Source organism: Amycolatopsis sp. cmx-11-32, assembly GCF_047608695.1.
Lineage (GTDB): Bacteria > Actinomycetota > Actinomycetes > Mycobacteriales > Pseudonocardiaceae > Amycolatopsis.
In genome coordinates this window covers 152855-175336 of record NZ_JADNQN010000014.1, presented here as the reverse complement: position 1 = coordinate 175336, position 22482 = coordinate 152855, and the positions used below count along the sequence as shown (strand labels likewise).

Here is a 22482-nt window from a genome sequence, read left to right as displayed (position 1 = left end):
CACCATACCAGAGTGTTGACTTGTTAATATTAACTAGGTAAGACTGTGGTCATGGACAACTTCTCTTACCTCGCCCAATCCGCCTTCCCGCTGGTCTGGATCGTCGTGCCCGCCGTCGGAGCCTTCCTCCGGGCCCGCCACGCGACGTCACCTCAGGAACGGCTGGAGATCTGGCAGCGCTGGTGGGCCATCGGTGCCTTCGGCTGTGGCAGCCTGTGGATGACGGTCGCTTTCCTGGCTTTCCCGGACGTCATGGCCACGGCGATCGGCTTCGACCGGACGCCGTTCATGTTCGAGATCGCCTTCGCCAACCTCGGCATGGCCGTCTTGGGCTTCCGGGCCGCCTCGGCGTCCGCGCGCGAGCGCATCACCATCGGCCTCGGCGGCGGGATGTTCCTTTGGGGAGCCGTGATCGGCCACGTCTACCAATGGTTCGCGGGCGGTGACCACGCCCCCGGCAACACCGGCGGAGTCCTCGTCACCGACATCCTGATCCCGGCGGTCATGATCATCCTGGCCGTACGGTCCCGGCGGCTCGCGCCCGCCCCGCGACCGGCCACGGAAATCGCCGCCTGAGAACGCGGGGCCTGTTCCTCACCATGACGACCCAGACGGACCACACGATCGGGAAGGCCGCCGCCGAGCGGCTCACCATCTTCGCCGACGCGGTGATCGCGATTGCGCTCACCTTGCTGGCGCTGGATCTCCCGATCCCCCACGGCGACACCACCGACGCCATGCTGAGCTCGATCTCGGCCCACGGCAAGGAATACCTCGCCTTCGCGCTCAGCTTCGCGGTGATCGCCGCCCACTGGCGTGCCCACCACGAGATCTTCCCCTATGTCCGCTCGTTGAGCAGCCGCCTGATCAGCCTCACCCTGGGATGGCTGTTCATGCAGGTCCTGATGCCGTTCGCGACGCGGGTGATCACCGCCGAGGGAGCGTTCCCGCTCCGGTTCAGCCTGTACGCGATGGTGCAGGTTCTGGCCTCCGCGTCGTTCGCGCTCATCATCCGGGAGATCCGGCGAGAACACCTGTACCGGACCGACGGCCCGCCCTGGGTGTTCGCCCAAAGCCTGCTGCGCAGCGTCTGCTTGGCCGCGGTGTTCGGGATTTCGATTCCGGTCTCGTTCCTGGCCGGGGACACCGGCGCGTACCTGTGCTGGCTCCTGGCGCCGATCGCACTCGCCATCGCCCGCCGGGTGCAGGACCGCAAGCCGTCCGGCAACTGATCAGGATCACCCCCGCAGAGCTGCCAGGCACCGCGTTCGCATCGACTTGGACGCCGCTGGTTCCGTGCGGAGCGACGGGAATACGAGCAAGATCGGTCAGGTTTGCTCACGGGGGCGGCGTTCACCGAGGAGAATCATGAAACTGCGTCATGCCTTCACCACGTTCGCCGGTGACCACCCACCGGCTCTGGTCGTGGTCGCCCGCGAGGCGGATGCCGAGATAGAGTCCCGATCCGGCAACGTCCGGAGGGCGGTTGCGACCTCACCTTCGCGAACGGTTCCGCCGCGCGCGCCGACATCGTCATCGGCGCGGACGGTGCCTGGTCGACGGTGCGTCCGCTGCTCACCCCCGCCACACCTCTCTACAGCGGAACCTGCTTCATCGAGATCGCTCTTACCTCAGGCGACCCGAACCATCGGGCCAGCGTGGCCGCGATCGGCAGCGGCACTCTGATGGCGGCCGCGCCGGGCAAAGGCATCACCGTCCATCGCTACGCCAACGGGCTCGTGCGCGGCCACGTGGTGCTGAACAGGCCCGAGGTATGGATGAGGTCTATCGACTTCGGCGACCCGTCCGCTGGCCTCCGTCAAGTCTGCAACGAGTTCGACGGCTGGTCACCGCTGCTCACCGACTTCGTGACAGAGAGCGACGCACAACCGTTGCTCCGACCCATCTATGCCCTTCCCGTCGGGCTCAGCTGGGACAGGACACCTGGTGTGACGCTCGTCGGCGACGCCGCGCATCTGATGTCGCCCTTTGCCGGCGAGGGCGCGAACCTCGCCATGTACGACGGCGCCGACCTGGCCAGCGAGATGGTCGAGCAACTCGACATCGAGGTCGCGCTCGCCGCCTACGAAGAGCGGCTGTTCCTGCGTAGTAGCGAGGTCGCCGGCCGCTCGGCGCAGAACCTGGAAATCTTCTACGGCCGGGACGCACCGCAGAGCGTAGTCACTATCTTCGATCAACCCTGAACGGAAGATCATGAGTTCGGCATCCGTGAAGCTTCCGACGTGGGACCCCGCAACCTCATGGCCGACCGTGCCGGGTCCGCTGCGAGCCCGGCACGAACGTGCGGCCTGCGCAGCACGGCGACGAGCGGGCTGTAGAGCCGAAACTGGCCGGTGAGCAGATCACCGGCTCCGTAGGTGGCCATCTTGGTCAGATGCATGGTCAGCGCGCTGGCGGCCTCGGTGCCGACGTAGGCCGCGCGGGTCAGGCCGACGGCGAGGCTGGCTGAGGAGGTCTGCCCGGTCGAGCTGCGCGAGGAGGAACTGCGCCAAGCTGCGCTGGTGCGCCGAGCGCTTGCAGCCACTCGGCCGGATCGAGCGGATCATCGGCTCGGCGCGGGCCACCTTCGAACAGCGGTGCTGCGAGTTGACTGTGTCCTGCCTGGGTCCGGAGTGCGTGAGCGGACTTAAGCCCTGCCTCGCGCTGGCAGACGACCTCGGGGCCCGTTGCGTCGTCGACCTCGGCGCGGGCGCCGGACCGGAATGCAGGGAACTGGGTTTGCCTGCGCCCCAACTGCGGGCGCCCAGGTCGACTTACGATCACGCGAAAGGCTTTCCCAACGTGGGCCGGACGCTCTCGCCGATCGTTCAGCGCTGACTCAGACTGACTGAGAAGGTTGGACTATCAGCTGAGTGCTTGGATCTCGGTCGCCAGCTTCTCCTGGCTAGCCGCCCACGACGCCAACAGGGCCAGACCGTCCGCGGTCGCCGTGCCGGCGGGCGCGGTGTAGACGGTCAGGAGCAGGCCGGGTTCGGCAGGCAGCTCCATCGACTCGACGTCCAGGTCGAGCTGGCCCACTACCGGATGGTGCAGACGCTTGCGTCCGGACCGGTGGAGCCGAACGTCCCGAGATGCCCACCGCTGCCGAAATAGTTCACTGCGCGTCGACAACTCACCGACCAGGGCGATCAGCTCCTCGTCGTGCGGATTGCGGCCGGCTTCCATACGTAGCTTCGCGGCTACATCGCAGACGATTCGGTCATAGTCGACGAAGAACGTTTTTGCCGCCTCGGGATCCAGATACACGAATCGCGCGGTGTTCGCCGGCCGTCGCGTGTCGGCCAGCACCGGTGAATACAGCGCGCGGGCAAGGTGATTCATGGCCAGCACGTCATACCGGCTGGTGCAAATCCACGCCGGTGCATCGGTGATGGCGTCGAGCACCCGCTGAAGCGCCGGACGCACCGTCACGGCGGGTCGCCGGCGGCGTGGACCGCCGGGCGTCTTGGACTGCCGCGCGAGGTGGAACAGGTGATCGCGCTCGGCCTCGTCAAGGTGCAAGGCGGAGGCCAACGCGTCGAGCACCCCATCGGAGGCACCGGCGAGGCTGCCGCGCTCCATACGCACGTAGTAGTCGACCGATACCCCTGCCAGTAGAGCTACCTCTTCGCGACGCAGACCTTTGACCCGGCGGTTGCCGCCGTAGGCGCGCAGTCCAGCCCGCTCGGGCGTGATCCGCGCGCGACGCGAACTCAGGAACTCCTTGATCTCAGTGCGCAGATCTATCGTGGCCACCCCTTCACGGTAGGCCCTGTCCGCAAGCGAAGGGAGGTACTGCAGGTACCCCGTTGAGATCCGACTTGGAGGTACTCTCAAGGGCCCGTCGGCCGCCGACAAAGCCTCGCGCGCCTAGGTACCTGATGCGGTCGTGGCGGTGCCGCCGTCAACCGGGACGATGGTGCCCGTCAGGTAGGATCCGGCCCGGCTGGCGAGGAACACGGCGATACCTGCCATGTCGTCGTCGCGCCCGAGACGGCGCAGGGGGGCCTTCGCCGCGATCGTGTCGCCGATGGCATCGATCGTGGCCGCCATCATCTGCGACGGGAACACTCCTGGGGCTACCGCGTTCACCGTGACGTGCTGTGGGCCCAGTTCCCTGGCAAGCACCCTGGTGAGTTGATGGAGTGCCGCTTTGCTGCTGGCGTACGAGTAGTTGGGCGCCTCGGCGACGTGGATGGCGGCGATGCTGCCGATGTTGATGATCCGCGCGGGATCATCGGCGGTGCCCGCCCTGCGCAGTGCGGGCAGCAGCGCCTGCACCAGCCAGAACGGCGACTTGAGGTTGAGGTCGATCACCGCGTCCCAGGCCTCGGCCGGGAACGTCTCCAGCGGCTCGCGCCACATCGCTCCCGCGTTGTTGACGAGGATGTCCAGGCGTTCCGAGTCGGCCTTGACCAGATCAGCGAGGCGCTGACACTCGTCGTACTTGGACAGGTCGGCGGGGATTGCTTGAACGTCGCCGAATTCGGACAGTGAACGCTGTGCCTCCGCGCACGCGTCTGCCTGGCGTGAGCTGACGACGACGCGGGCGCCCGCCTGCAGAAGGCCGCGCGCGATCATCATCCCAATGCCCCTGGTGCCGCCAGTGACAAGTGCGTACTTCCCACTCAGATCGAAAAGGTCTGAGTGCGTGGTGAACCGGTTGTCCGCCATTGGTCTTCGTCCGTTCTATCGTGGAAGCATGTGCTGTCACAGTCGCGCGTCCGGTGCAGCTGTCGGCGCTTTCGTTCGGGGCTCCTGGGAAGGATTCCCAGGCGGCCGCCGTGCGCGCCTCCCGTGGATCCATTACTTTTTCTCCGCGTAACTCAAACAGATTGACAGGCGTCCTGGACGTCTGGGAGACCCTGGCGATACAGGTACTGTGAGAGCCTCCCTTTCCGGGCGGGTCAGGTCTTCGAGTTCGGCTACCAGTTGCATAGCGGGCCCCGTAGTGCTCGGCCTGTTTGCGGGCGGGTTCGCTGGTGCCGGGCCACTCGACTTCCGTGTCAAGTCCTGCTGTGTTGCATGGGTGCCCAGGGCCTGCTCCGTCACCAGCCCCCATGGCTCGGCTCGATCTTGCTTGAGATCCGCCGCTGCTTGGAACTCGTCGAGGTCGAGAATTGCCCGTCGAATCGCGCGAAGGCCCTGGACCGAAATGGCGAGCCCGATGTGTTGCTCCTCGTCGTCGTCGTTTTCAACGGACAAGAAACCTTGGGGAGCGCAGTTGGTGGAGCAGATCGACGTAGGCGCCGCAGCGAACGACGCACAGGACGCGGGCGTCGAAGAGCGCGAGAAAAATGGGGTTGTCGACGTCGTTTTTGTCGACGGGGAACCCACGTGCCTTCTACGCGTTGGCTCGGGTCTGCATTGCGACTTTCGCGGCGATGTAGATCGTATCGCGAGGGACGCACTCGGAGGCCCGAACGAGTTCGTCGAACGCGGGCTCGGACGAAACCCCAGAGCCGGCCTGGCAGGGTCAGGTGCCGGCGCTCAACGCGGGCTGCGCCGGCTCCGGTAGGCCGCGACGCTGGCCCGGTGTGCGCAGGTTCGGGTGCAGTACTGCTTCGAGCCGTTGCGCGAGAGGTCCACGAAAGTGGCCCGGCAGGTCAGCCCGGCACATACGCCGAGACGAGCGGGACCGAGCGTGGCGATCACGGAGGCCAGTGCGCTGAGGGTGGTCGCGGCAAGGTGCGCCGAGCAGCGGTCGGTGTCGGAGGTCACCTCGGTCCACCAGCGGTCGTCCTCGTGGCGCAGTACCGGGGTGGCGCGGCTGCGGCGCAGACCGTCGTTGATCAGAGCCTCCGCTTCGACCGCGTCCGCGTTCGCCCGCTCGAGCACTTCACGCACCGTCTCGCGCAACGCGCGGACTTCCGCCAGGTCGGCGTGGGTGAGATGCCGCGGACCGGTCCCTTGGTTCGCGGCCGAACTCGGAGGCTCAGCCGCGGGATGGTCGTCAAGGAAGTCCCGGAGCTGCTCCACGGTCTCGAGCGCGTCCTCTCCCTTGATCGGCCTCAAGGTGTTGGCCAGGTCGACGGCCGTCTGGACCGCCGAGGCGGTGTAACACGCATCAAGCATTTGACGTATCTCCTCACCGTTCGTAGTGTGACATTCATAGTAGCTTTCACGTGTCACAAAACAGACCCGGGGAGGAGGCGACGATGCCGCAGAGGACTCCCGCCGTAGGAGCCCCCAGCGGGGGATCGAACCACGCCCCGGACGGGCGTCGGCTGGGGCTGACTCTGGGGATGCTGGTGCTGCCGATGTACGTGGCGCTGGGAGCGCCGTCGGTGGCCCTGCCTGCCATCAGCCGCGCATTCGCGGTGCCATTCGGGGCCACCGCATGGATTCTCGCCGCGTGGTCGCTGACCTCCGCGCTCGCGATGCCGGTCGCGGGTCGGCTGCTGGTCCGCTGGAGCCCCTTCCAAATCCTCGTCGCCGGGGTCGTGGTGCTCGCCGCGGGCTCCGCGCTCGCCGGAGCCGGGCCGACACTGTCCGTCGTGATCGTCGGCCGACTGATCGGCGGCGCCGGGGCGGGCGCGACCGTGATCGCCGTCTTCGCCGCGGCCACCGCCCTTCCCGGGCGGGAACGGATCCGCGCCCTGGGAATCATCGCGGCCGCCAGCGCGACGGCGTCGGGGTGCGGGACCCTGCTGGGCGGGGCGGTGACCGTATGGCTCGGGTGGCGTGCCGTGCTCGCGATCCCGGTCCTCGCGCTGCCCCTCCTGCTGGCCGCGTTGCCGAGTAGGCACGCGCTGACGCGTAGCGGTAGCGGCGACCGAAACGGCTCGACCGGGCGACTCGATATCGTCGGCGCGGCCGTGCTGTCGGTACTCGCCGGCTCCTTGATCACGTTGCTGCAGGCACACTCGGTCGGCCTGCCCGCTCCGGTCACGCTCGTCGTGGCCGCCGCCGGGGCGCTCGCTGCCGTGGGACTGTGGTGGCGCGTGCGAAGCACCCCCGACGGGTTCGTGCCTCGGCGGGTGATCGCATCCCGCGGCTTCCTGGCGGCCGGGCTCATCGGCGGGACCGTCTTCGCCGGCTACTACGGGGTGCTGTTCCGCGCCCCGTCCCTGATCGAGCAGGCCACGGGCGGTGGCCCCCTGGAAGCCGGCGTGCTCCTGGTCCCGGCCGCCGCCTGTTCGGTGCTGGCCGGGCGGCTGGTCGGCACCTTGACCGACCGGTTCACCGGCTGGCAAGTGTCGGCCGGGCTTGCGGCACTCACCGTCGCCGGCGTGCTCGTGGTCGCGATCTTCACCGGGCCGATCCCGATTGTCGCCGGCACGGCGTTGACCGTGTGCGGGTTCGCCGGCACCCAAGCCGTACTGGTGAGCCTCGCGCCTGACCTGGTCGCCGCGGACGACCGCGACACCGCACAGAGCCTGCTCAACTTCATGAACGCCCTGGGTGGCGGGATCGGTCCGGCCGCTGTCGCGGGTCTGTCCGGCGTCGTGCCGGTGCCGGTGGCCCTCGCCGTGCTCGCGGCACTCCCCCTGGCCGGACTCGTCCTCAGCCTGACCCGGCGCCCTACCGCCGACCGGCGCCCCGAAACCGACGTCACGCGTGGGAGCCCGCGATGACGGTCCACCTGCATCCGATCCCATAACGCCTTGACCAGTAAGGAGCCTTGCCATGTCCGCCAAGCCATTCGAGGTCAGCATCACCGAAGCCGAGATCGCGGACCTGCGTGAACGATTGCGACGGACACGGTGGCCCGAGCGCGAGCCGGTGGACGACTGGTCACAGGGTTTGCCGCTGGCGTATACGCAGGAGCTGTGCCGCAGCTGGGCCGAGGACTACGACTTCGGGTTCGCCGAGCGGCTGAACGTGTTCCCGCAGTACCGCGACACGATCGACGGACTGGGCATCCACTTCCTGCACGTCCGCTCGCCGGAGCCGGACGCGTTCCCGCTCGTGCTCACGCACGGGTGGCCGGGTTCGGTGCTCGAGTTCCTGGAAGTCCTCGGCCCGCTGACCGACCCGCGCGCGCACGGCGGTGACCCGGCGGACGCGTTCCACGTGGTCGCGCCGTCGTTGCCCGGGTACGGCTGGAGTGACAAGCCGTCGACGACGGGGTGGGGCATCACTCGCACCGCGCGCGCCTGGGACACGTTGATGGTCTCGCTGGGTTACGAACGGTACGGCGCGCAGGGCGGTGACTGGGGTTCGGCGGTGTCCGCGGTGCTGGGCGAGGTGGCGCCCGAACGGGTCGCCGGCGTGCACCTGAACCTGGGATCCGTGGCGGCGGGCACGTTCGACGACCCGACGCCCGCGGAGCTGGCGAACCTCGAGTCCGAGAAAGAGATGCAGCGCACCGGCCGGGGGTACTCGGCGATCCAGGCGACCCGGCCGCAGACGCTCGGCTACGGCCTCACCGACTCCCCGGCGGGGCAGGCCGCCTGGATCGCCGAGAAGTTCTGGGCGTGGACGGACAACGACGGCCATCCCGAGGACGCGTTGTCGCGGCAGACGATCCTCGACGAGATCTCGGTCTATTGGTTCACCGCGTCGGCCACGTCGTCGGCGCGCCTGTACTGGGAGAGCTTCGCCAACTTCCGGGACAAGGTGACCGCGCCATCGGGGTTGTCGGTCTACCCGCGCGACATAACCCGCCCGTCGAGGCGGGAGGCCGAGCTGCGGTTCACCGACCTGCGCTGGTTCGAGGAGCTGCCGCAGGGTGGCCACTTCGCCGCGCTGGAGCAGCCGGAGTCACTGGTCAAGCAGGTGCGCGGGTTCTTCCGCCTGTTCCGCTGACCATCCGTGCCAACCCCTGGGAAGCCCGCGCCCAGGGGATGGTCTTGTCCGTCCCCCGGGTTACCGGCAAATCACGTTGTGGGACGGTGCAAGGGGCGAACGTTGACCGGCTGCGCGGAGCTGCTGGTTTTCGACCTCCAAGACGTGGACGACACGGGCGAACTGCTCGTTGCTCGCCCTGAAGTCGTCACGTTCCCGGGTGATCTTCTCCCGCAGCAGCACGGCTCCGGCGGCAAGGGACTTGATGGTCAGTTTGCCATCCGAGCGTTGATCACTTGTCGCGGAAGAAGTACCCGGCTGATCAGCCGGTCAGCTTGCGGAGCAAGCCCTCCAGATCGCGTTCGCCGTCGCGGGTCTGGGCGCCGTGGGCCAGTCCGCCTCGGATCAACTGTTCGGCCGCGGGCCGGGCAATCTGGCCAGCCCAGGCGTCGTGTTCGCGCAGGAAGCCCTCGGCCAGGTCAGCGGGAACGATGGCGCGTTTGGCCGCGGCGACCACACCTTCGGGCAGTGCGGCGATGTTGCGGGCCAGGCGGTCGACGACGTCGTCGAGTTCATCGGCGGGGACGGCCCGGTTGATCCAGCCGTAGCGTTCGGCGGTCCGCGCGTCGTGCAGGTCGGCGCCGAGCACCACTTCCAAGGCGCGGTTGCGGCCGATCCGGCCGGCGAGGTACTGGGTGCCTCCGCCACCGGGGACGATGCCCATGAGGGCCTCGACCTGGCCGATCCCGGCGCGACCGATCGCCGCGAATGCCATGTCCGCCGCCGTGACGAACTCCGCCCCTCCGCCGCGCGCCAGGCCGGCGAGCTTGACGATCGTCACCTGAGGCTGGTGCCGGAGCAACTCCCCGAGGGCTTGGAAGACGTTGACACCGTCGGGTGTGTCGGCCGCGAGTTCGTCGAAGGCGTCCGGCGCGTCGACGAGTGACATGTCGACGTGGGCGATGAAGAAGTCCGGATCGGCGCTGTCGAACACGATCACCCGGACCGAGTCGTCGTTCCGCAGCCCGGTCAACAGCCGCCGCAGGTCAGCCATGAGGGCGACGTCCAGGACGTTGACTGGTGGGTTGTCGAGGGTGACACGGGCGATGCCTGCCGCATGGCTCACTCGCAGGGTCGCGTAGGCGTCGTGGTGCACGAAGAATCTCCGATCCGTACCTGTCAGGCAGCTAAGTTCCTGATGTATACCTAGCCTTGAGCGACGGGAGACCGGCGTCAATAACGCACTTTCGGCATCTCAAGGATCGTGGAGGATACCGACATGGCCACTCCCAGCACCGGCACGGACGTCGTCTACCGGGCCGACTGCCCCAGCCGCCCGATCCTCGACCAGATCGCCGACAAGTGGTCGATGATGGTGATGACCGTCCTCGCCAAGCCGCGCCGGTTCAACGACATCAAGCGCCGCCTCGAAGGCGTCACCCAGCGGGTCCTGACCCAGACCCTGCGCCGCCTGGAACGCAACGGGATGATCGAACGGCGCGTGCTGCCGACCTCACCGGTCGGAGTCGAGTACTCCCTTACCCCGCTCGGCGAATCCCTGCGCGAACCCTTCGGCCACTTGTACGACTGGACGACCGCCCACGCAGACGAAATCCAGAAGTGCCAGCAGGGCTACGACGAGCGTCGTCACGCCGAACGATTGTAGTTCGCCGCCCGGTGCGACCCACCTTGCAAAACTACGGCCACAACGATCACCTTAACGGAAGGTACCGTTATCGCATCTGATGCGACCTTGGCCGCACTCCAACATTTCCTGTCTTGCTGATCAGCGGGATATCTGGCGATGTCGCTGGCGGTCGTGGTGTGTCGTTGACCTGGATTGTCCGATGTGGATCGAACGATGTGGTATCCACTGCAACTGAAAGGTCGGTGGCGCGACAGGTTGAGTTGGACGGTGCGGCGCATGTGATGCTGCCGCCCGGGTGCAGCATTTGAACGAAACGACCGCGGTGTTCGAGGCGATGCTGGCCAGCAATGAATGTCGGCAGCAGTCGTGCAGGTGCACCATTTCGCGAAAGAGGAACACTCTGCCGTAGACAGAGGGGAACTCCACGTGGTTCTCGCCTTCCTCGTCGACGAACTCCGTCCCGAACTGGCGCGCGAGTTCCGCTTCGACGAGACCGAGCATGGCCTTCTCGGTGACTCCGTAGGCGGTCACTTCGCCACCTACGCGCTGCTGAACGGAACCGAAGCCTTCACCAAGTATCTGATCGGCGGCCCCGCGCGGGCCGCGGCCGCGCGGAGATCTCTTCCTCGGCGCGGAGGAAGCAGAGGCCACCGAAGCGTTGACGGCCTCGGGCGACATCCTCGGCTCCATGACACGACTGCGCAGACGCTCCGCCTCCGTGACTATCCCGGACTCCGGGTCACCTGCCGCATCTTCCCGAGGGAGAACCACTACACCGCCGTGCCGTCGGTGATCAACTCCGGGCTGAGGCACCTGTAAGGCACAGCATGAAAGCCCAGCGACCCACGACCCCGCCGAACAGGTCAAAACTCAAGCTAGCTGCCGACCGGACGTCTGCCCTCGTCAGGGGCAGGTTCCCAGCTGGACGAATCGAGTGGTCTACGCCCACCGACGCGATGGGTAAGCAACGCGGCAGCGGCTCCGATGACGGCGATCCCCGCGAAGGCGAAGAACACGGCCGACTGCCAGGCTGCCAGAAGCCCGGTCGCGACAAGCGGGCCCGCGACCCAGCCGAGGTCCGAGATCAGGCCGAACCAGCCGAACGCTTTGCCTTGGGCGCCTGCGTTGACTGTCGCGAGGCCGGTGCGCACGCCGACGAAGACGACGGGTTGCAGGCTCATCAGGATCAGGAAACCCGTGACGTAGGCGGAATAAGTGCCGAACAGGGGTGGAAGGCCGAGTGCGGCGGCTTGCAGGCCGAGTGCCGCGGCGGCGAGCAGCACCGGGGCTCGTTTCGCTGTCAGGTGCCCGGCTAGCGGGGAGACCACGGCGAACACGCCGAGCCCGCAGAAGAACAAGAACGAGATCGAACGGTCGTCGATGCCCAGTTCGTCGTGGACGAACAACGGCAGGACTGGCTCGAGTGCGGAGTAAAGGAAGTTGTTGAGCAGGTCGATCAGACCCAGGCCCGCGACCATGATCCACAGCGTTCGGCGGGGTAGCCGGAGACTGTCGCCGGAGACGGGCGCCGCGGCCTCCTGGCTGTGCGCCGGGGACCTGGTCTGCACGCAGAGCAGCAGTCCGGCGCTGGCCACGGTCAGGACAGTGCCGAGGATGAAGGCCCCCGAGAACGTCAAAGCTGGGGACAGCAGTGCGACCAGGCCAGGTCCGGCGGTCATGCCGATGACGGCCGCGGAACCGAACCATCCCATCGCCTGGCCTGGGCTGGTGCCGGTGTCGCGGGCGAGGTCACTGACCAGCCGGTACAGCGCCGGCATGCTGAACCCTTCGCCGAGGCCCCAGACCAGCCGGCAGACGACCACGCCGGTCGCGGACGTCGTCGCGGCCAAGCCCCCAGTTGCCACCGCCGCGGTCATCAGGCCCAGGATGGCCACCGCCCGTGGCGAGTACCGGTCGGCGGCCCAGCCGCCGAGGGGCTGGACCAGTGCCTTCACCGCGGTGAAACCGCTGAAGGCCAACCCGATCATCAAGACGCTCATCCCGTAGTCGTCGCGCAGCGTGGGGACGAAGGGGATGAGGATGGTGTAGGCGACGTTCTGCAGCGAGGCGGTGGCCAGCAGCGCGGTCATCGCCGCGCTCGGGAACCGCCGCATCACAGGGCCAGGAACGCGGTGATACGCCGGTCCATCTCGTGGAGCGGCGTCAGGGTGTCCGCCGCGGTGTCTCCGAGTGGGTAGGCCAGCGTCGTCAGGACGGTCGGGGTGAAGCCGTGGCGGGTCTTGAACTCGAAGGTGCCCCTGCCGAGGTCGAGTTCGCGGCAGCCAAGGTGCATGGCCAGGGCGATCGTCTCGCGGAGCAGGAAAACGTAGGGGTGGTACACCCGCAGCGCCGAGTAGTCGACGCCCGCGGCCCAGACCAGGAGGCAGTCGTCGTGGAGGAACGCGATCGAGCCGGCGAGGATCTTGTCATCGTGCTCGGCGGTGAGGAGGACGGCGCCGGGTACCTCGACGATCGCCTGCAGGGTTTCGAGGTCGTAGAGCGGCGGGTTCCCGTGTTCCGTCGCCGACTGTTCGCTCAGCGCCAGGAACTCCGCCAGCTTGCCGTGAGCGTCCCGCCCCCACCGCCGGTGGAACGTGACTCCCTGTTCGATGGCGCGCCGGTGCCGACGGCGGATGTCGGACCGCGCGGAGCGGCCCAGCGTGGCCATGAACTCGTCCTCCGAGCCGGGCAGCACCGCGCGGCAGGTCGCGTCGAGTCGTATTTCCGCCGGTGACTGGCGCACCGACCGCAAGTGGTCGAGGACCGGGCCGGGTTCGAGGTTGGTGGCCAGCAGGAGAGGACATCCCCAGTCCGTGGCCTGTTCGAAGGCCTCGTCCAGCACCCTGACCGCGTCCGGTTCGGTTAGGCGGTTGAGCGGGTTGGAAATCGCGTACACGCTGGAGAGGAACGCGACGTTCCCGGGCAGCACGTCCACCATGCCGGCGTCGTCTTCGTAGCCTCGCCACAGCGCGGACCCGGTGAGCCGGTACAACGGGACGCCGGTCACCTCGTCGTCGTGGTTGTCCAGTCCTGTCAGGACACGGTCGGCGAGAGCGGGCTCGACTGTGGCGTGTCGCCACGCGTCGCGCCATGCCGGATCGGCGAAGACCGCTCCGCAAGACCGGGGCGTGGCGGCTTCGGGCTGCGGAGCGGTCTTCGTCATCGAAGTGCCCTTTCTGTTTTGATCAGGCGGTGTGAAGAGGGCAGGTGCGGGGAAGGGGATCGTTTCCGTCCGGCAGGGCGTACTGCTTCCATTCCCGCATCTGGGGATCGCCGTAGGCGAGGAACTCCAGATCCGGGTGGGGCGGTACGTCGTCCCAGCGGCGCACGCGGTCGTAGATCCGCGTGCGGATGGCTTCGCCGCCGGGGTCCTGCCGTTCGACTCCGGCGAAGATGCGACGTGGCTGGAAGCACAGCGCGAAGTGACTGCCCACCCCGCGGCTGCGCCGCTGCCGGTAGCCGGGGATGCTGGGGAACACGAACATCGGTTCCCCCGCGATGCAGAACTCCCACGCCGCGTCGTCGGGATCGCGCGGGACGTCCGCGGGCCAGGGTGCCGGATCGTGCTCGTGCAGCCACTGCAGCGCGTTCCAGAACCGTCGCCCGTCGGTGTCCAGGTCCGTCGTCTCGTCGAAGAAGACGGTCAGGACGTGCCGGTTACGCGGTGCCGTCCGGGACACGTCGGCGAATCGGGCCAGCGTCGACGGCAGGGACGTCAGATCGTCCCCGACGACGAAGCTGTACCGCAGATGCCCTTGGCGCTCGGCCTGCCCGGCGAAGTAGCACGGATACTCGGGATCGTGCAGCACGCCCACGAACTCGGCGTGTGCTTCCTCGACCCAGGGCGGTGCCTTGTGGTGCGCGATGTCTTCACCGGTCAACAGCATGTCATCGCCTCACAGCGGCTTCGCGGCTTCGATCAGCAGGTGGTAGCCGAGGTGGTTGAACGGCGGGACGTCCGACAGCGTGGCCTCCAGTGTCTGCACGACCGAACGGATGCCCTTGTCGGCGAGCGCCTGCTCGGAGAGCCACACGCTGATCGGGGAGTTCCCCTTCAGATGCGTCACGCTCATGCCCGCGCGGGCGAACAGCAGAGTGAGCTCGTCCGGCGTGAAGCTGAACCACGGAGCCCGCAGCTCTTCGCCCGCCTGGGTCTGGGTGAAGACCAGTTCCTTGTTCTCGACGTCGGTGACGTCGACTTCGGCGAACCGGTCACCGCTGAACATCCGTTCGAAGACGCCGTTCTTCACACACAGCAGCATCCGGCCGCCAGGCTTGAGGACGCGAGCGACTTCACTGAAGACGCTCTGCCGGTCGGACAACGGGATATGCATCAGTGCCAGCATGCTGGTCACGACCTCGAACGAATTGTCAGGGAACGGCAACGAGGCCATGTCGCCCTGGCGGAATTCGATGTCGACTTCCGCGGCTTTGGCTTTGGCACGTGCCTGGTCGAGCATCGCCGCCGTGAGATCGAGCCCGGTCATATCCGCACCGGCCAAGGCGAGCGGAACCGTGAATCTTCCGGTGCCACAGCCCATGTCCAGCACTTTCGTGCCGGAATGAACCTTCGACATGAGGAAACGCATCTCCGAATCGGTGAACATGTCGTCGGCGTGCCCCGCGCCCGGTATGCGCTCGTCGTATTCCGCCGCGAGCTGTTCGTATACGTCCCGCACGGTCTGCTTGCCGATGGCGGCATCGGCGGGGTCGCTGCGCTCGTACAAAGTGGTCATCGTCGATCTCCTTTGTGATGTGCCGGCGACGGCCTGATGCCGACGCCTACGGTGGTTTCAGTCCCGGAGAACCGGGCACGACATGCAGTGCGGCCCGCCACGACCGCGAGCCAGTTCGCCGCTGGGCAGAGTCAGGACTTCGATTCCGGCCTTCTCGAGCGCGTCGTTGAAGAACCGGTTGCGGTCATAGGCCACGACGACCCCCGGGCGGATCGCCAGCACGTTGGCGCCATCGGCCCACTGCTCCCGGCGTCGCGTGAAGACATCCCCCGCGGCCGAGACCTGCCGCACGACCGGCACGCCGAGCAAGCAGGCCAGTTCGCCGAACAAGTCGTCCACGGCGGTGAGCGCTACGCCCCCGGCCCGGTCGAGCCGGACGCGGAAGCCCGCCAACGAAGCGACGTGCTCACCGCTGACCAGGAACGTATCCCAATCCACCATCGTCATGACGGTGTCGAGATGCATGGTGCTGCGGGCCTCCGGCAGCCTGATGAGCAGTACAGATCCGGCTTGACCTTGGGTCAGGAGTTCACGGGCGAGCTCGGTGGCCCCGGCGGCCGAGGTGCGGCAGCTCACCCCGATCAGAACGCAGCCGTTCCCGGCCACCAGCACATCCCCGCCTTCGACCGCCGGGCCTGGCTCCGCCCCGGATCTCAGCGTCCGGGCACCGGCTCGCTGCCACGCATGGGAGACATACTGTGCTTCCCGTCGCCGGACGCCAGAGGCGAAACGAGTACCGACCAACGTGGTATCCACCCACGTGCCGCTGTCGCGCACGAACACCGCGTTCGGGAGCGGGTCCACGACATAGTGCTGGGCGAGGTCGACCAGGTGGTCGGGCACCGTACCTCTGGCGAGGTCGAACTCCTCCTGAGTGAGGCCCGACAACAGGATTTCGCACATGTCGAAGGGTGAAAGCTGGGTCAAGTACTCGCGGACCTGGCCGTGGACACGTGTCCCGTGGATTCCGCTGCTGATGGAGAGATCAGTCCAGGCCTGGATTGTGTCTTCGTAGGTCAAACTGTTTTCCATGAGATCACGGAGTTCGACAACCTCGACGCCTCTTATTTCGAGAATCGAACGGAAATTGTCGTGCTCCGCCTGGGCTGCTTCCAACCACGGCACGTCGTCGAACAGTTGAGAATCACGATTTTCCGGGACTATTCGATCAAGCTCCCGTCCAGGGCGATGCAGGACGACTCGTCGCAGTTGTCCTACTTCTGACCGAATACCGATCTTGCCGAGCCGTGCGACGGATTCTGTCGCTGCGGATTCACCACACCGACCAGTGGACATTTTTTTGTCGATCTGCATTCCTGCGTCCCCCGATTTTTTTGTCGTACAGTGCGGCTACCCGAGAGGAGAGGTGGCAAACTGCCGGAAACGAGCTCTACACGGTTGGCCTAACCTCATAGCATCGACGACAACCGGCCTCGTCACGCCGATGAGATCTTCGCTTGAGCCGACCACACGCTCTGCCCACCGGGCGCGGATCAGGCCCGAGCGCGCCACGGCAACCGCGCACCGGACGGCGGACAGATCAAGATGGGTCCCCGGAATGCCTTCGTCGAACCAGGTCGCGTCAACTAGTGTCGCGCGATCCTGCTTGCTTGAGGTTTGGTTTCGTTCCTCGGACGGCGATCTCGCGTGATCAGACGGCGGTTACGCGTGATTGGACGGCGATCTCCGGAGATCGGCGATCTCCGGAGATCGCCGTCTGATCACGGGTAAGACCCGCAGGATCACGCGACACTAGCTGCAGCCGGCAATCAATGCAGCGAACAGCGTAAGCAGCTCACTGGAAGATCGCCAAAATCGACACTAGATCACCTCGGGCACCCCAGACACTCCGAAGCACTCCTCCAGCTACCCGGTTCGAGTCCTTTCCGGCGCCCGAAGGCGCACCCCCGAAACTAACTGTCCTCTCACCAGCCTCGTCGACGAGCACCGAGCCGGATCCCGAAGACGCCGCGCGAGAATGGTCGCGCGCAGCCTTGCCACACCGCCCGACGTGTTCGGAGAACAACCTTTCGCCGCGACGTTGTCACGGCTGGGGGCCGCACGGTATTTCCTGCACCAGCGGGTCCACTACCTCCCGGTGGACGGATACGGAGCGGCACTGGTCCTCACCCGTGTCGCTGCCGGCTATCGCGCGGCAACGCGGCGAACAGCTCGAACCCGCCGGAGTCAGCTCTCTGGAGGGATTTCTGGTCGAAGACAGCACTTACGCTCGGCTTGAGGATCTTCAGGTCCGGAAGCTCGTTCAAGAAGGTGCGTACCTTGCGCTGCCTCTCAGACGAACGCGCTCATTCCGGTCACCGCGCGGCCGACGATCAGCTGGTTGATCTCACGAGTTCCTTCGTAACTGTAGAGGGCTTCCGCGTCGACGAAGTACCGGGCGACGTTGTGCTCCAGCAGGATTCCGTTTCCACCGAAGACCTCCCGCGCGAGGGCGACCGTCTCCCGCATGCGAGTGGTGACCACCGACTTGGCCATCGCGGAGTGCTCGTCCTTGTTGACGCCGTGGTCCTGCAGCTGAGCGAGGCTGACCACCATGGCCAGAGACGAGGTGATGTTGCCAAGCATGGTGGCCAGGTGGTCCTGGACGAGCTGGAACTTCGCGATCGGACGGCCGAACTGTTCGCGCTCCTTGGCGTAGGCGAGTGCCAGCTCGTACGCCGCCATCATGCAGCCGACCGAGCCCCAGGCGACCCCGCCGCGGGTCAGGCGGAGCACATCGCTGGTGTCCCGGAAGCTGTTGGCCCGCTGGAGCCGGTTCTCGTCGGGGACCCGGCAATCGTCGAAGGTGATGTTCGCGTTCTGCACGGCCCGCAAAGCGATCTTGCCTTCGATCTTCGTGGGGTGGAAACCCGGCGTGTCCTTCTCGACGACGAACCCCTTGACGTGGCCGTCCTCGACGTCGCGCGCCCAGACGACGACCAGATCGGCGAAGGTGGCGTTGCCGATCCACTTCTTCTCACCGTTGAGGATCCAGGTGTCTCCGTCGCGCCGGGCGGTGGTCTCCAGTCCACCGGCGACGTCCGAGCCGCCATGAGGCTCCGTGAGGGCGAACGCGCCGATCTGTTCCATCCGGGCCATCGACGGCAGCCACCGTTGCCGTTGTTCCTCGGACCCGCAGCGGTCGACGCTGCCCATCGCCAGACCCGTGTGCACCCCGAAGAAGGTATTGACAGACGGGTCGCACCGGCAGATCTCCATGGCGAGGAACCCGGTGAGCAGCCGGGAACCGCGGTGGGCGGCGAATCCCTCGTACATCAGGCCGGCGATGTCGAGCTCGCGGAACCCGTCGATGATTTCGAACGGGAACTCGGCCCGGGCCCAGTAGTCGTTGATGATCGGGTCGACCCGCGTGCGCAGGAACTCGCGTACCCGCATGACGATGCCGCGTTCGGTCTCCGACAACAGGTTCTCGAACCCGAAGAAGTCCCCGGTGTGCGTTTCGAAGGGATGCTCACCTGAGCGGGGGAACGTGCTGCCGGTGCTCTGCGTGATGGTCATCGGAGGTCCTTTCGGGACGAAGAACGCCGTTCGGCGCGGGCCCGCGCCGAAAGCACGGCGATCTCTTGGACATCTCGGGCGCGGGTCAGCTCCGCGTAGTCGTGCGTGCCGTACTCGTCTTCGGTCGCCTCGACGAGCCGGCGGGCCGCTTCGTCGGTGAGCTCGGGGCTGCCCAAGTCTTTCCAGCGCCTCACCATGCCCGGTCCGAGGTGCTCGAAGAAGTGCCGGAAGCCCCCCGGACCACCACCGAGGTGGAACGTGAGGAACGGGCCACCGGTGGCCCACCGCGGGCCAAGGGACTCCGTGACGATCGTGTCCACTTCGGCCGGCGTCACAACTCCCCGCAGCACCAGGTCGACGGCTTCCCGGAACAGCGCCGACTGCAGGCGGTTCGCGACGAAGCCCGAGGTTTCCTTACGGATGCGCACCGGTACCTTGCCGAGCGTCCGGTAGACATCCGCAGCGCGGGTGAGGGTGTCCTCCGTGGTGCGCGCACCGCCCACGATTTCGACCAGCGGCAGCAGGTGCGGCGGGTTGAACGGGTGGGCCACGAGCATCCGCCCGGCACCGGCCTCGGTCAGCCGCGCGCTGATGTCGCTGGGCTGCAGCCCTGAGGTGGACGACGCCAGCAGCGCGCCCGGTGGCGCGGCCTCGGCGAGTTCGGCGAACAGGCGCTGTTTGAACTCCAGGTCCTCCGGTCCGTTCTCCTGCACCAGATCCGCGTCCGCGACCGCTTCCGCCGCCTCGGTGTGGACGTGGACGAGCCGGGCGAGCCGGTCGGGATCGGCGGGCTCGAGCAGTGTCGGCCCGAACTGGCGGAGCCCGTCCGCGACCGCCGTCGCCAGATCGGGCCGGGGATCATGGACACGCACCGTCCAACCATGGGCGGCGAACAGTGTCATCCACGACAGCCCGATGGTGCCCGCCCCGATCACGGCGACCGTGCCGGAAGTGGACTCGGTCATGAAATTTCCTCCAGATAATCGTGCACCGGGTGCACGGGTTCGAGGGTGAGGTCGGTGCGCACGTGGGAGGCCGCCACCACCGCGCGCACCGGCAGGTCCGCCAGCGGCGCCATGACGTGCTCGAACAACTGCAGCCGGGCGGGGCCGGACCACGCTTCGTGCACCGTGATGTCGGTGATCCGGGTGCGCACGAGGTCACAGACCTGCGGTCGCTTGCCGTAGCCGGCGACGATCTTCACCATGAACGTCGGCAGGGTGATCTGGGCCTTCGCTTCTTCGAGATCGAGGGGCTCGTACTTGTAGGCCATCGTCGCAACGGCTGTGCGCAGTGATCCGATGTCCAGGGTGCCGATCAGCGCGCCGCCTTCGACGCGCAGCGCCGGTTCACCAAGCCCCTTCGGATAGGCACTGCCCTCCCGCCCGGCCGCGGTTCCCGCGAAGCTGTTGAGGTACATCGCGTGCAGGTACTCACCGTGCTCACCGTCGAACACGACCGGGAGCGCCTGTCCGCACTCGGTGTAGGGACCGAATCCGGGCACATCACCCATGTGCATGACCTCGAAGCGCACCAGGTCGTCTCGCACCTGCAGAGGTTCGGGGACAGCGTGACGCAGCGCGTCCGGGTCCGTCCGGTAGACGACAGTGAAATACTCCCGGTCAGTGAATCTGCGGCGAATCCGCGTGTACGGCGGTGCCGTGAGGGGGGTGGTGCCCGCCTTGAGGACTTCGTCGGCTCGCATGGCGCTTACCGGTCACTTTCCTGTCGCCGTGTTCCCGGGCTGGTGTCCGTCGACGCGGACCACACCCCGGTCCGCGAGCGCGGAGATCGTCGCGGCGTCGTAACCCAGCTCGGTGAGAAGCTCCGCCGTGTGCTGCCCGAGCGACGGGGTGTGGGAGCGGATGGAGGGCGGCGTCGCGGAGAACCGCAGCGGGTTGCCGATGACACGATAGGGGCCCTCGGTCGGGTGCTCGCCGACCTTCAGCAGGCCGCCCTCCGTGACATACGCGTCCTCGGCGGCCCGGTCCAGGTCCAGCACCGGCGAGAAGGGGATACTGTTCGCCGCGCAGATCTCGGCCCACTCCGCCGTGGTCCTGCTCGGAGACAGCTGCTCAATCAGTTTGTAGAGGTCGGCGTAGTGTCGCGCCAGAGCGGCCGAGCTGCTGAACCGCACGTCGTCGGCCAGCTCCACCCGGCCGGCCGCGGTGAAGAAGTCGTGGATGTTGCGCGGCGTGTAGGGGATGATGCACGCCCAGCCGTCCGCGGTCGGCATCGCCCGGTGCCCGGGACTGAGCGACCGCGGGAAACCCACCTCGCCCGTCGGCGGCTGGAAGGTCTGCCCGGCCAGGTGCTCGACCAGGTTGAACGCCAGCATGGTGTCCGTCATCGGCACCTCGACGTGCTGACCCTCACCCGTCGCGCGCTGGTGGACAACAGCGGCGAGCACCGAATACACGATCGTGAGCGCGCAAACCTTGTCGGCGAGAATGGTCGGTACGTACGTCGGGACCCCGGTGGCCCGGCGCATCAGGTCCGTGAGCCCCGACGCCGACTGCACGATCTCGTCGTACGCGGCGTAATCGGCACGTGCCGAGTCACCGCGGAAGCCCTGGGCGTTGCAGTAGACAAGGCGGGGGTTCACCGCCGCGAGAGACTCGTAGTCCAGACCCAGCCGCCGCAGACCGCCCGGCCGGGTGTTGGTGATCAGCACGTCGGCGCTGCGGGCGAGGGCGACGAACGCTTCCTTTCCCTCCGGACTTTTCAGGTCCACGGCCAGGCTCCGCTTATTGCGATTCACGTTCAACGCGAGCGCACCCATGCCATCGTGCCGCTGCGGCTGGCTGTGGCGGGTCATGTCCCCGGCCGTCGGCTCGACCTTCACCACGTCCGCGCCGAGATCACCCAGGATCTGCGCGGCGTAGGGCCCCATCACGACAGCCGCCATATCGATGACCCGGATCCCCTGCAGCGCGGCCGCCGTTCCGCTTTCCTTCGCCGTTGTGCTCATCTGGTCCGACTACCCGACGGAACGGCCGCGACACTTTTCCTGTGATCACAACCCCCGAAAGATGACGAGTACGACGACAGTGGGCCGCTTTCACCGCCAAAGGCACCCCGGCCACGAGGGCACTGGTGACCTACCGGCCAGTACAACGTCGAGGACGCCGGCATGACTTTGGTGCCATCCCAAGCGATCCTGAAACGCGCTACCGCGTACCCGGCGCGGAGATCATCCTCCCGCAGTAACGTTCCCGCTGGTCCAGGAACCATGCCGAGTCGCGAGGCAGTTACACGGCTGTCACGACACGGCCTGCGATTGCCGAGAAGCCGTCGGCACCGTAGTGACCCGATCGAGTCATACATTTGCTGGTCAGCGGCTCGCGACGGTCACACGATAGCGGCTTCGAACAGGGCAAGGTAAACGGCGCCGATATTTTTGTCCTGAGCAGGGCCGAGAGATTTTCGGCGCTGTCCGTATGTCCGACGCATTCGCCATCAAGGAGAACTCATGCTCAAAAAGATCGGCATCGTCGCGGCCGCCATCGTCGCCGGCGCCCTGCTGGGTGGAGGCATCGCCTCCGCTGATACCCCGGACAGCCACTACGGCTCGGACTACAGCGGCCAGTTGGGACTGCTCAATCTGAACAATCTCGATCTACTCCACAACGTCAACGCGACGCTCGGCTTGTGCGACAACAACGTCAATGTTATCGGCATTCAGGTTCCCGTCGAGGACTCGCTCAACGGCATCGGTATTCCGATCCTGTCGCCGGGGCAACACCAGGCCATCGGTCAGTCGCCCGAAAGCTGCGCCGCGGGCGGCATTGTCAGTGGCGGCTCGATCCAGCACAACTGAGCCACTTCCCGCGACAGTAGAGCGTGCCA

At 66.9% G+C, this 22482-nt stretch carries 22 protein-coding genes; 7 read left to right on the top strand and 15 right to left on the bottom strand.

Features of this window, described 5'->3' with window-relative positions; all coding sequences use genetic code 11:
- Positions 1–51 precede the first annotated feature (51 nt).
- The 3 genes from ACM6LR_RS32835 to ACM6LR_RS32825 all read left to right on the top strand — a co-directional run bounded on the left by ACM6LR_RS32835 (position 52) and on the right by ACM6LR_RS32825 (position 2204).
- A complete protein-coding gene (locus ACM6LR_RS32835; protein ID WP_414941752.1) occupies positions 52–576 on the top strand; it encodes a DUF6790 family protein in 525 nt (174 codons plus the stop codon).
- 23 nt (positions 577–599) lie between these two features.
- Positions 600–1232 carry a TMEM175 family protein gene (locus ACM6LR_RS32830; protein ID WP_414945181.1) on the top strand — a complete coding sequence of 211 codons (633 nt, stop codon included), beginning with the start codon at positions 600–602 and terminating at the stop codon, positions 1230–1232.
- A gap of 330 nt (positions 1233–1562) precedes the next feature.
- Positions 1563–2204, top strand: a complete 642-nt coding sequence (locus ACM6LR_RS32825) for an FAD-dependent oxidoreductase (RefSeq protein ID WP_414941754.1) — start codon at positions 1563–1565, stop codon at positions 2202–2204.
- Positions 2205–2212: 8 nt separating this feature from the next.
- On the opposite strand, the gene ACM6LR_RS32820 is transcribed toward ACM6LR_RS32825, so the two are convergent.
- The 4 genes from ACM6LR_RS32820 to ACM6LR_RS32805 all read right to left on the bottom strand — a co-directional run bounded on the left by ACM6LR_RS32820 (position 2213) and on the right by ACM6LR_RS32805 (position 6075).
- Positions 2213–2545: a hypothetical protein gene (locus ACM6LR_RS32820; protein ID WP_414945180.1), complete on the bottom strand. Its 333-nt coding sequence runs from the start codon at positions 2543–2545 to the stop codon at positions 2213–2215.
- A 320-nt stretch (positions 2546–2865) separates the two neighbouring features.
- A complete protein-coding gene (locus ACM6LR_RS32815; RefSeq protein WP_414941756.1) occupies positions 2866–3756 on the bottom strand; it encodes a helix-turn-helix transcriptional regulator in 891 nt (296 codons plus the stop codon).
- Between the two features lie 114 nt (positions 3757–3870).
- Positions 3871–4674 carry an SDR family oxidoreductase gene (locus ACM6LR_RS32810; RefSeq protein WP_414941757.1) on the bottom strand — a complete coding sequence of 268 codons (804 nt, stop codon included), beginning with the start codon at positions 4672–4674 and terminating at the stop codon, positions 3871–3873.
- Positions 4675–5490: 816 nt separating this feature from the next.
- On the bottom strand, positions 5491–6075 hold the full coding sequence (locus tag ACM6LR_RS32805) for a CGNR zinc finger domain-containing protein (RefSeq protein WP_414941758.1): 585 nt from the start codon (positions 6073–6075) through the stop codon (positions 5491–5493).
- Positions 6076–6158: 83 nt separating this feature from the next.
- Here ACM6LR_RS32805 and ACM6LR_RS32800 point away from each other — a divergent pair, with 83 nt between their 5' ends.
- Positions 6159–7577, top strand: a complete 1419-nt coding sequence (locus ACM6LR_RS32800; RefSeq protein ID WP_414945179.1) for an MFS transporter — start codon at positions 6159–6161, stop codon at positions 7575–7577.
- A 52-nt stretch (positions 7578–7629) separates the two neighbouring features.
- Complete coding sequence (locus ACM6LR_RS32795; RefSeq protein WP_414941760.1) at positions 7630–8751, top strand: epoxide hydrolase family protein; 1122 nt, start codon at positions 7630–7632, stop codon at positions 8749–8751.
- Positions 8752–9052: 301 nt separating this feature from the next.
- Here ACM6LR_RS32795 and ACM6LR_RS32790 read toward each other — a convergent pair whose 3' ends face one another.
- Positions 9053–9886: an enoyl-CoA hydratase/isomerase family protein gene (locus ACM6LR_RS32790; protein ID WP_414945178.1), complete on the bottom strand. Its 834-nt coding sequence runs from the start codon at positions 9884–9886 to the stop codon at positions 9053–9055.
- Positions 9887–10009: 123 nt separating this feature from the next.
- Between ACM6LR_RS32790 and ACM6LR_RS32785 the strand changes: the two genes are divergently transcribed.
- Complete coding sequence (locus tag ACM6LR_RS32785) at positions 10010–10396, top strand: winged helix-turn-helix transcriptional regulator (RefSeq protein WP_414941762.1); 387 nt, start codon at positions 10010–10012, stop codon at positions 10394–10396.
- A 120-nt stretch (positions 10397–10516) separates the two neighbouring features.
- On the opposite strand, the gene ACM6LR_RS32780 is transcribed toward ACM6LR_RS32785, so the two are convergent.
- The 10 genes from ACM6LR_RS32780 to ACM6LR_RS32735 all read right to left on the bottom strand — a co-directional run bounded on the left by ACM6LR_RS32780 (position 10517) and on the right by ACM6LR_RS32735 (position 21604).
- On the bottom strand, positions 10517–11056 hold the full coding sequence (locus ACM6LR_RS32780; protein WP_414945177.1) for a hypothetical protein: 540 nt from the start codon (positions 11054–11056) through the stop codon (positions 10517–10519).
- Between the two features lie 197 nt (positions 11057–11253).
- Positions 11254–12492, bottom strand: coding sequence for an MFS transporter (locus ACM6LR_RS32775; RefSeq protein WP_414941764.1), 1239 nt, complete (start codon positions 12490–12492; stop codon positions 11254–11256).
- Entirely contained in the window at positions 12492–13541 is a 1050-nt protein-coding gene (locus ACM6LR_RS32770) for a GNAT family N-acetyltransferase (RefSeq protein WP_414945176.1), read from the bottom strand. Before ACM6LR_RS32770 ends, ACM6LR_RS32775 begins: the two co-directional genes overlap by 1 nt.
- Positions 13542–13563: 22 nt before the next feature.
- The gene (locus ACM6LR_RS32765; protein WP_414941766.1) at positions 13564–14265 is read right to left on the bottom strand and encodes a YqcI/YcgG family protein; all 702 of its coding nucleotides are present in this window, start codon (positions 14263–14265) and stop codon (positions 13564–13566) included.
- Positions 14266–14274: 9 nt separating this feature from the next.
- Positions 14275–15114: a class I SAM-dependent methyltransferase gene (locus ACM6LR_RS32760; protein ID WP_414941767.1), complete on the bottom strand. Its 840-nt coding sequence runs from the start codon at positions 15112–15114 to the stop codon at positions 14275–14277.
- A gap of 57 nt (positions 15115–15171) precedes the next feature.
- On the bottom strand, positions 15172–16428 hold the full coding sequence (locus tag ACM6LR_RS32755) for an arginine deiminase family protein (RefSeq protein ID WP_414945175.1): 1257 nt from the start codon (positions 16426–16428) through the stop codon (positions 15172–15174).
- 978 nt (positions 16429–17406) lie between these two features.
- The gene (locus ACM6LR_RS32750; protein WP_414941769.1) at positions 17407–18633 is read right to left on the bottom strand and encodes an acyl-CoA dehydrogenase family protein; all 1227 of its coding nucleotides are present in this window, start codon (positions 18631–18633) and stop codon (positions 17407–17409) included.
- Positions 18630–19598: a 3-hydroxyacyl-CoA dehydrogenase NAD-binding domain-containing protein gene (locus ACM6LR_RS32745; protein ID WP_414945174.1), complete on the bottom strand. Its 969-nt coding sequence runs from the start codon at positions 19596–19598 to the stop codon at positions 18630–18632. Before ACM6LR_RS32745 ends, ACM6LR_RS32750 begins: the two co-directional genes overlap by 4 nt.
- Positions 19595–20338 (bottom strand): acetoacetate decarboxylase, encoded by a 744-nt coding sequence (locus ACM6LR_RS32740; protein ID WP_414945173.1) that lies wholly within the window; start codon positions 20336–20338, stop codon positions 19595–19597. The genes ACM6LR_RS32745 and ACM6LR_RS32740 overlap by 4 nt, the downstream gene beginning before the upstream one ends.
- 12 nt (positions 20339–20350) lie before the next feature.
- Positions 20351–21604, bottom strand: coding sequence for a CaiB/BaiF CoA transferase family protein (locus tag ACM6LR_RS32735; RefSeq protein ID WP_414941773.1), 1254 nt, complete (start codon positions 21602–21604; stop codon positions 20351–20353).
- Between the two features lie 501 nt (positions 21605–22105).
- Here ACM6LR_RS32735 and ACM6LR_RS32730 point away from each other — a divergent pair.
- Positions 22106–22453, top strand: coding sequence for a hypothetical protein (locus ACM6LR_RS32730; protein WP_414941774.1), 348 nt, complete (start codon positions 22106–22108; stop codon positions 22451–22453).
- Positions 22454–22482: the final 29 nt, after the last annotated feature.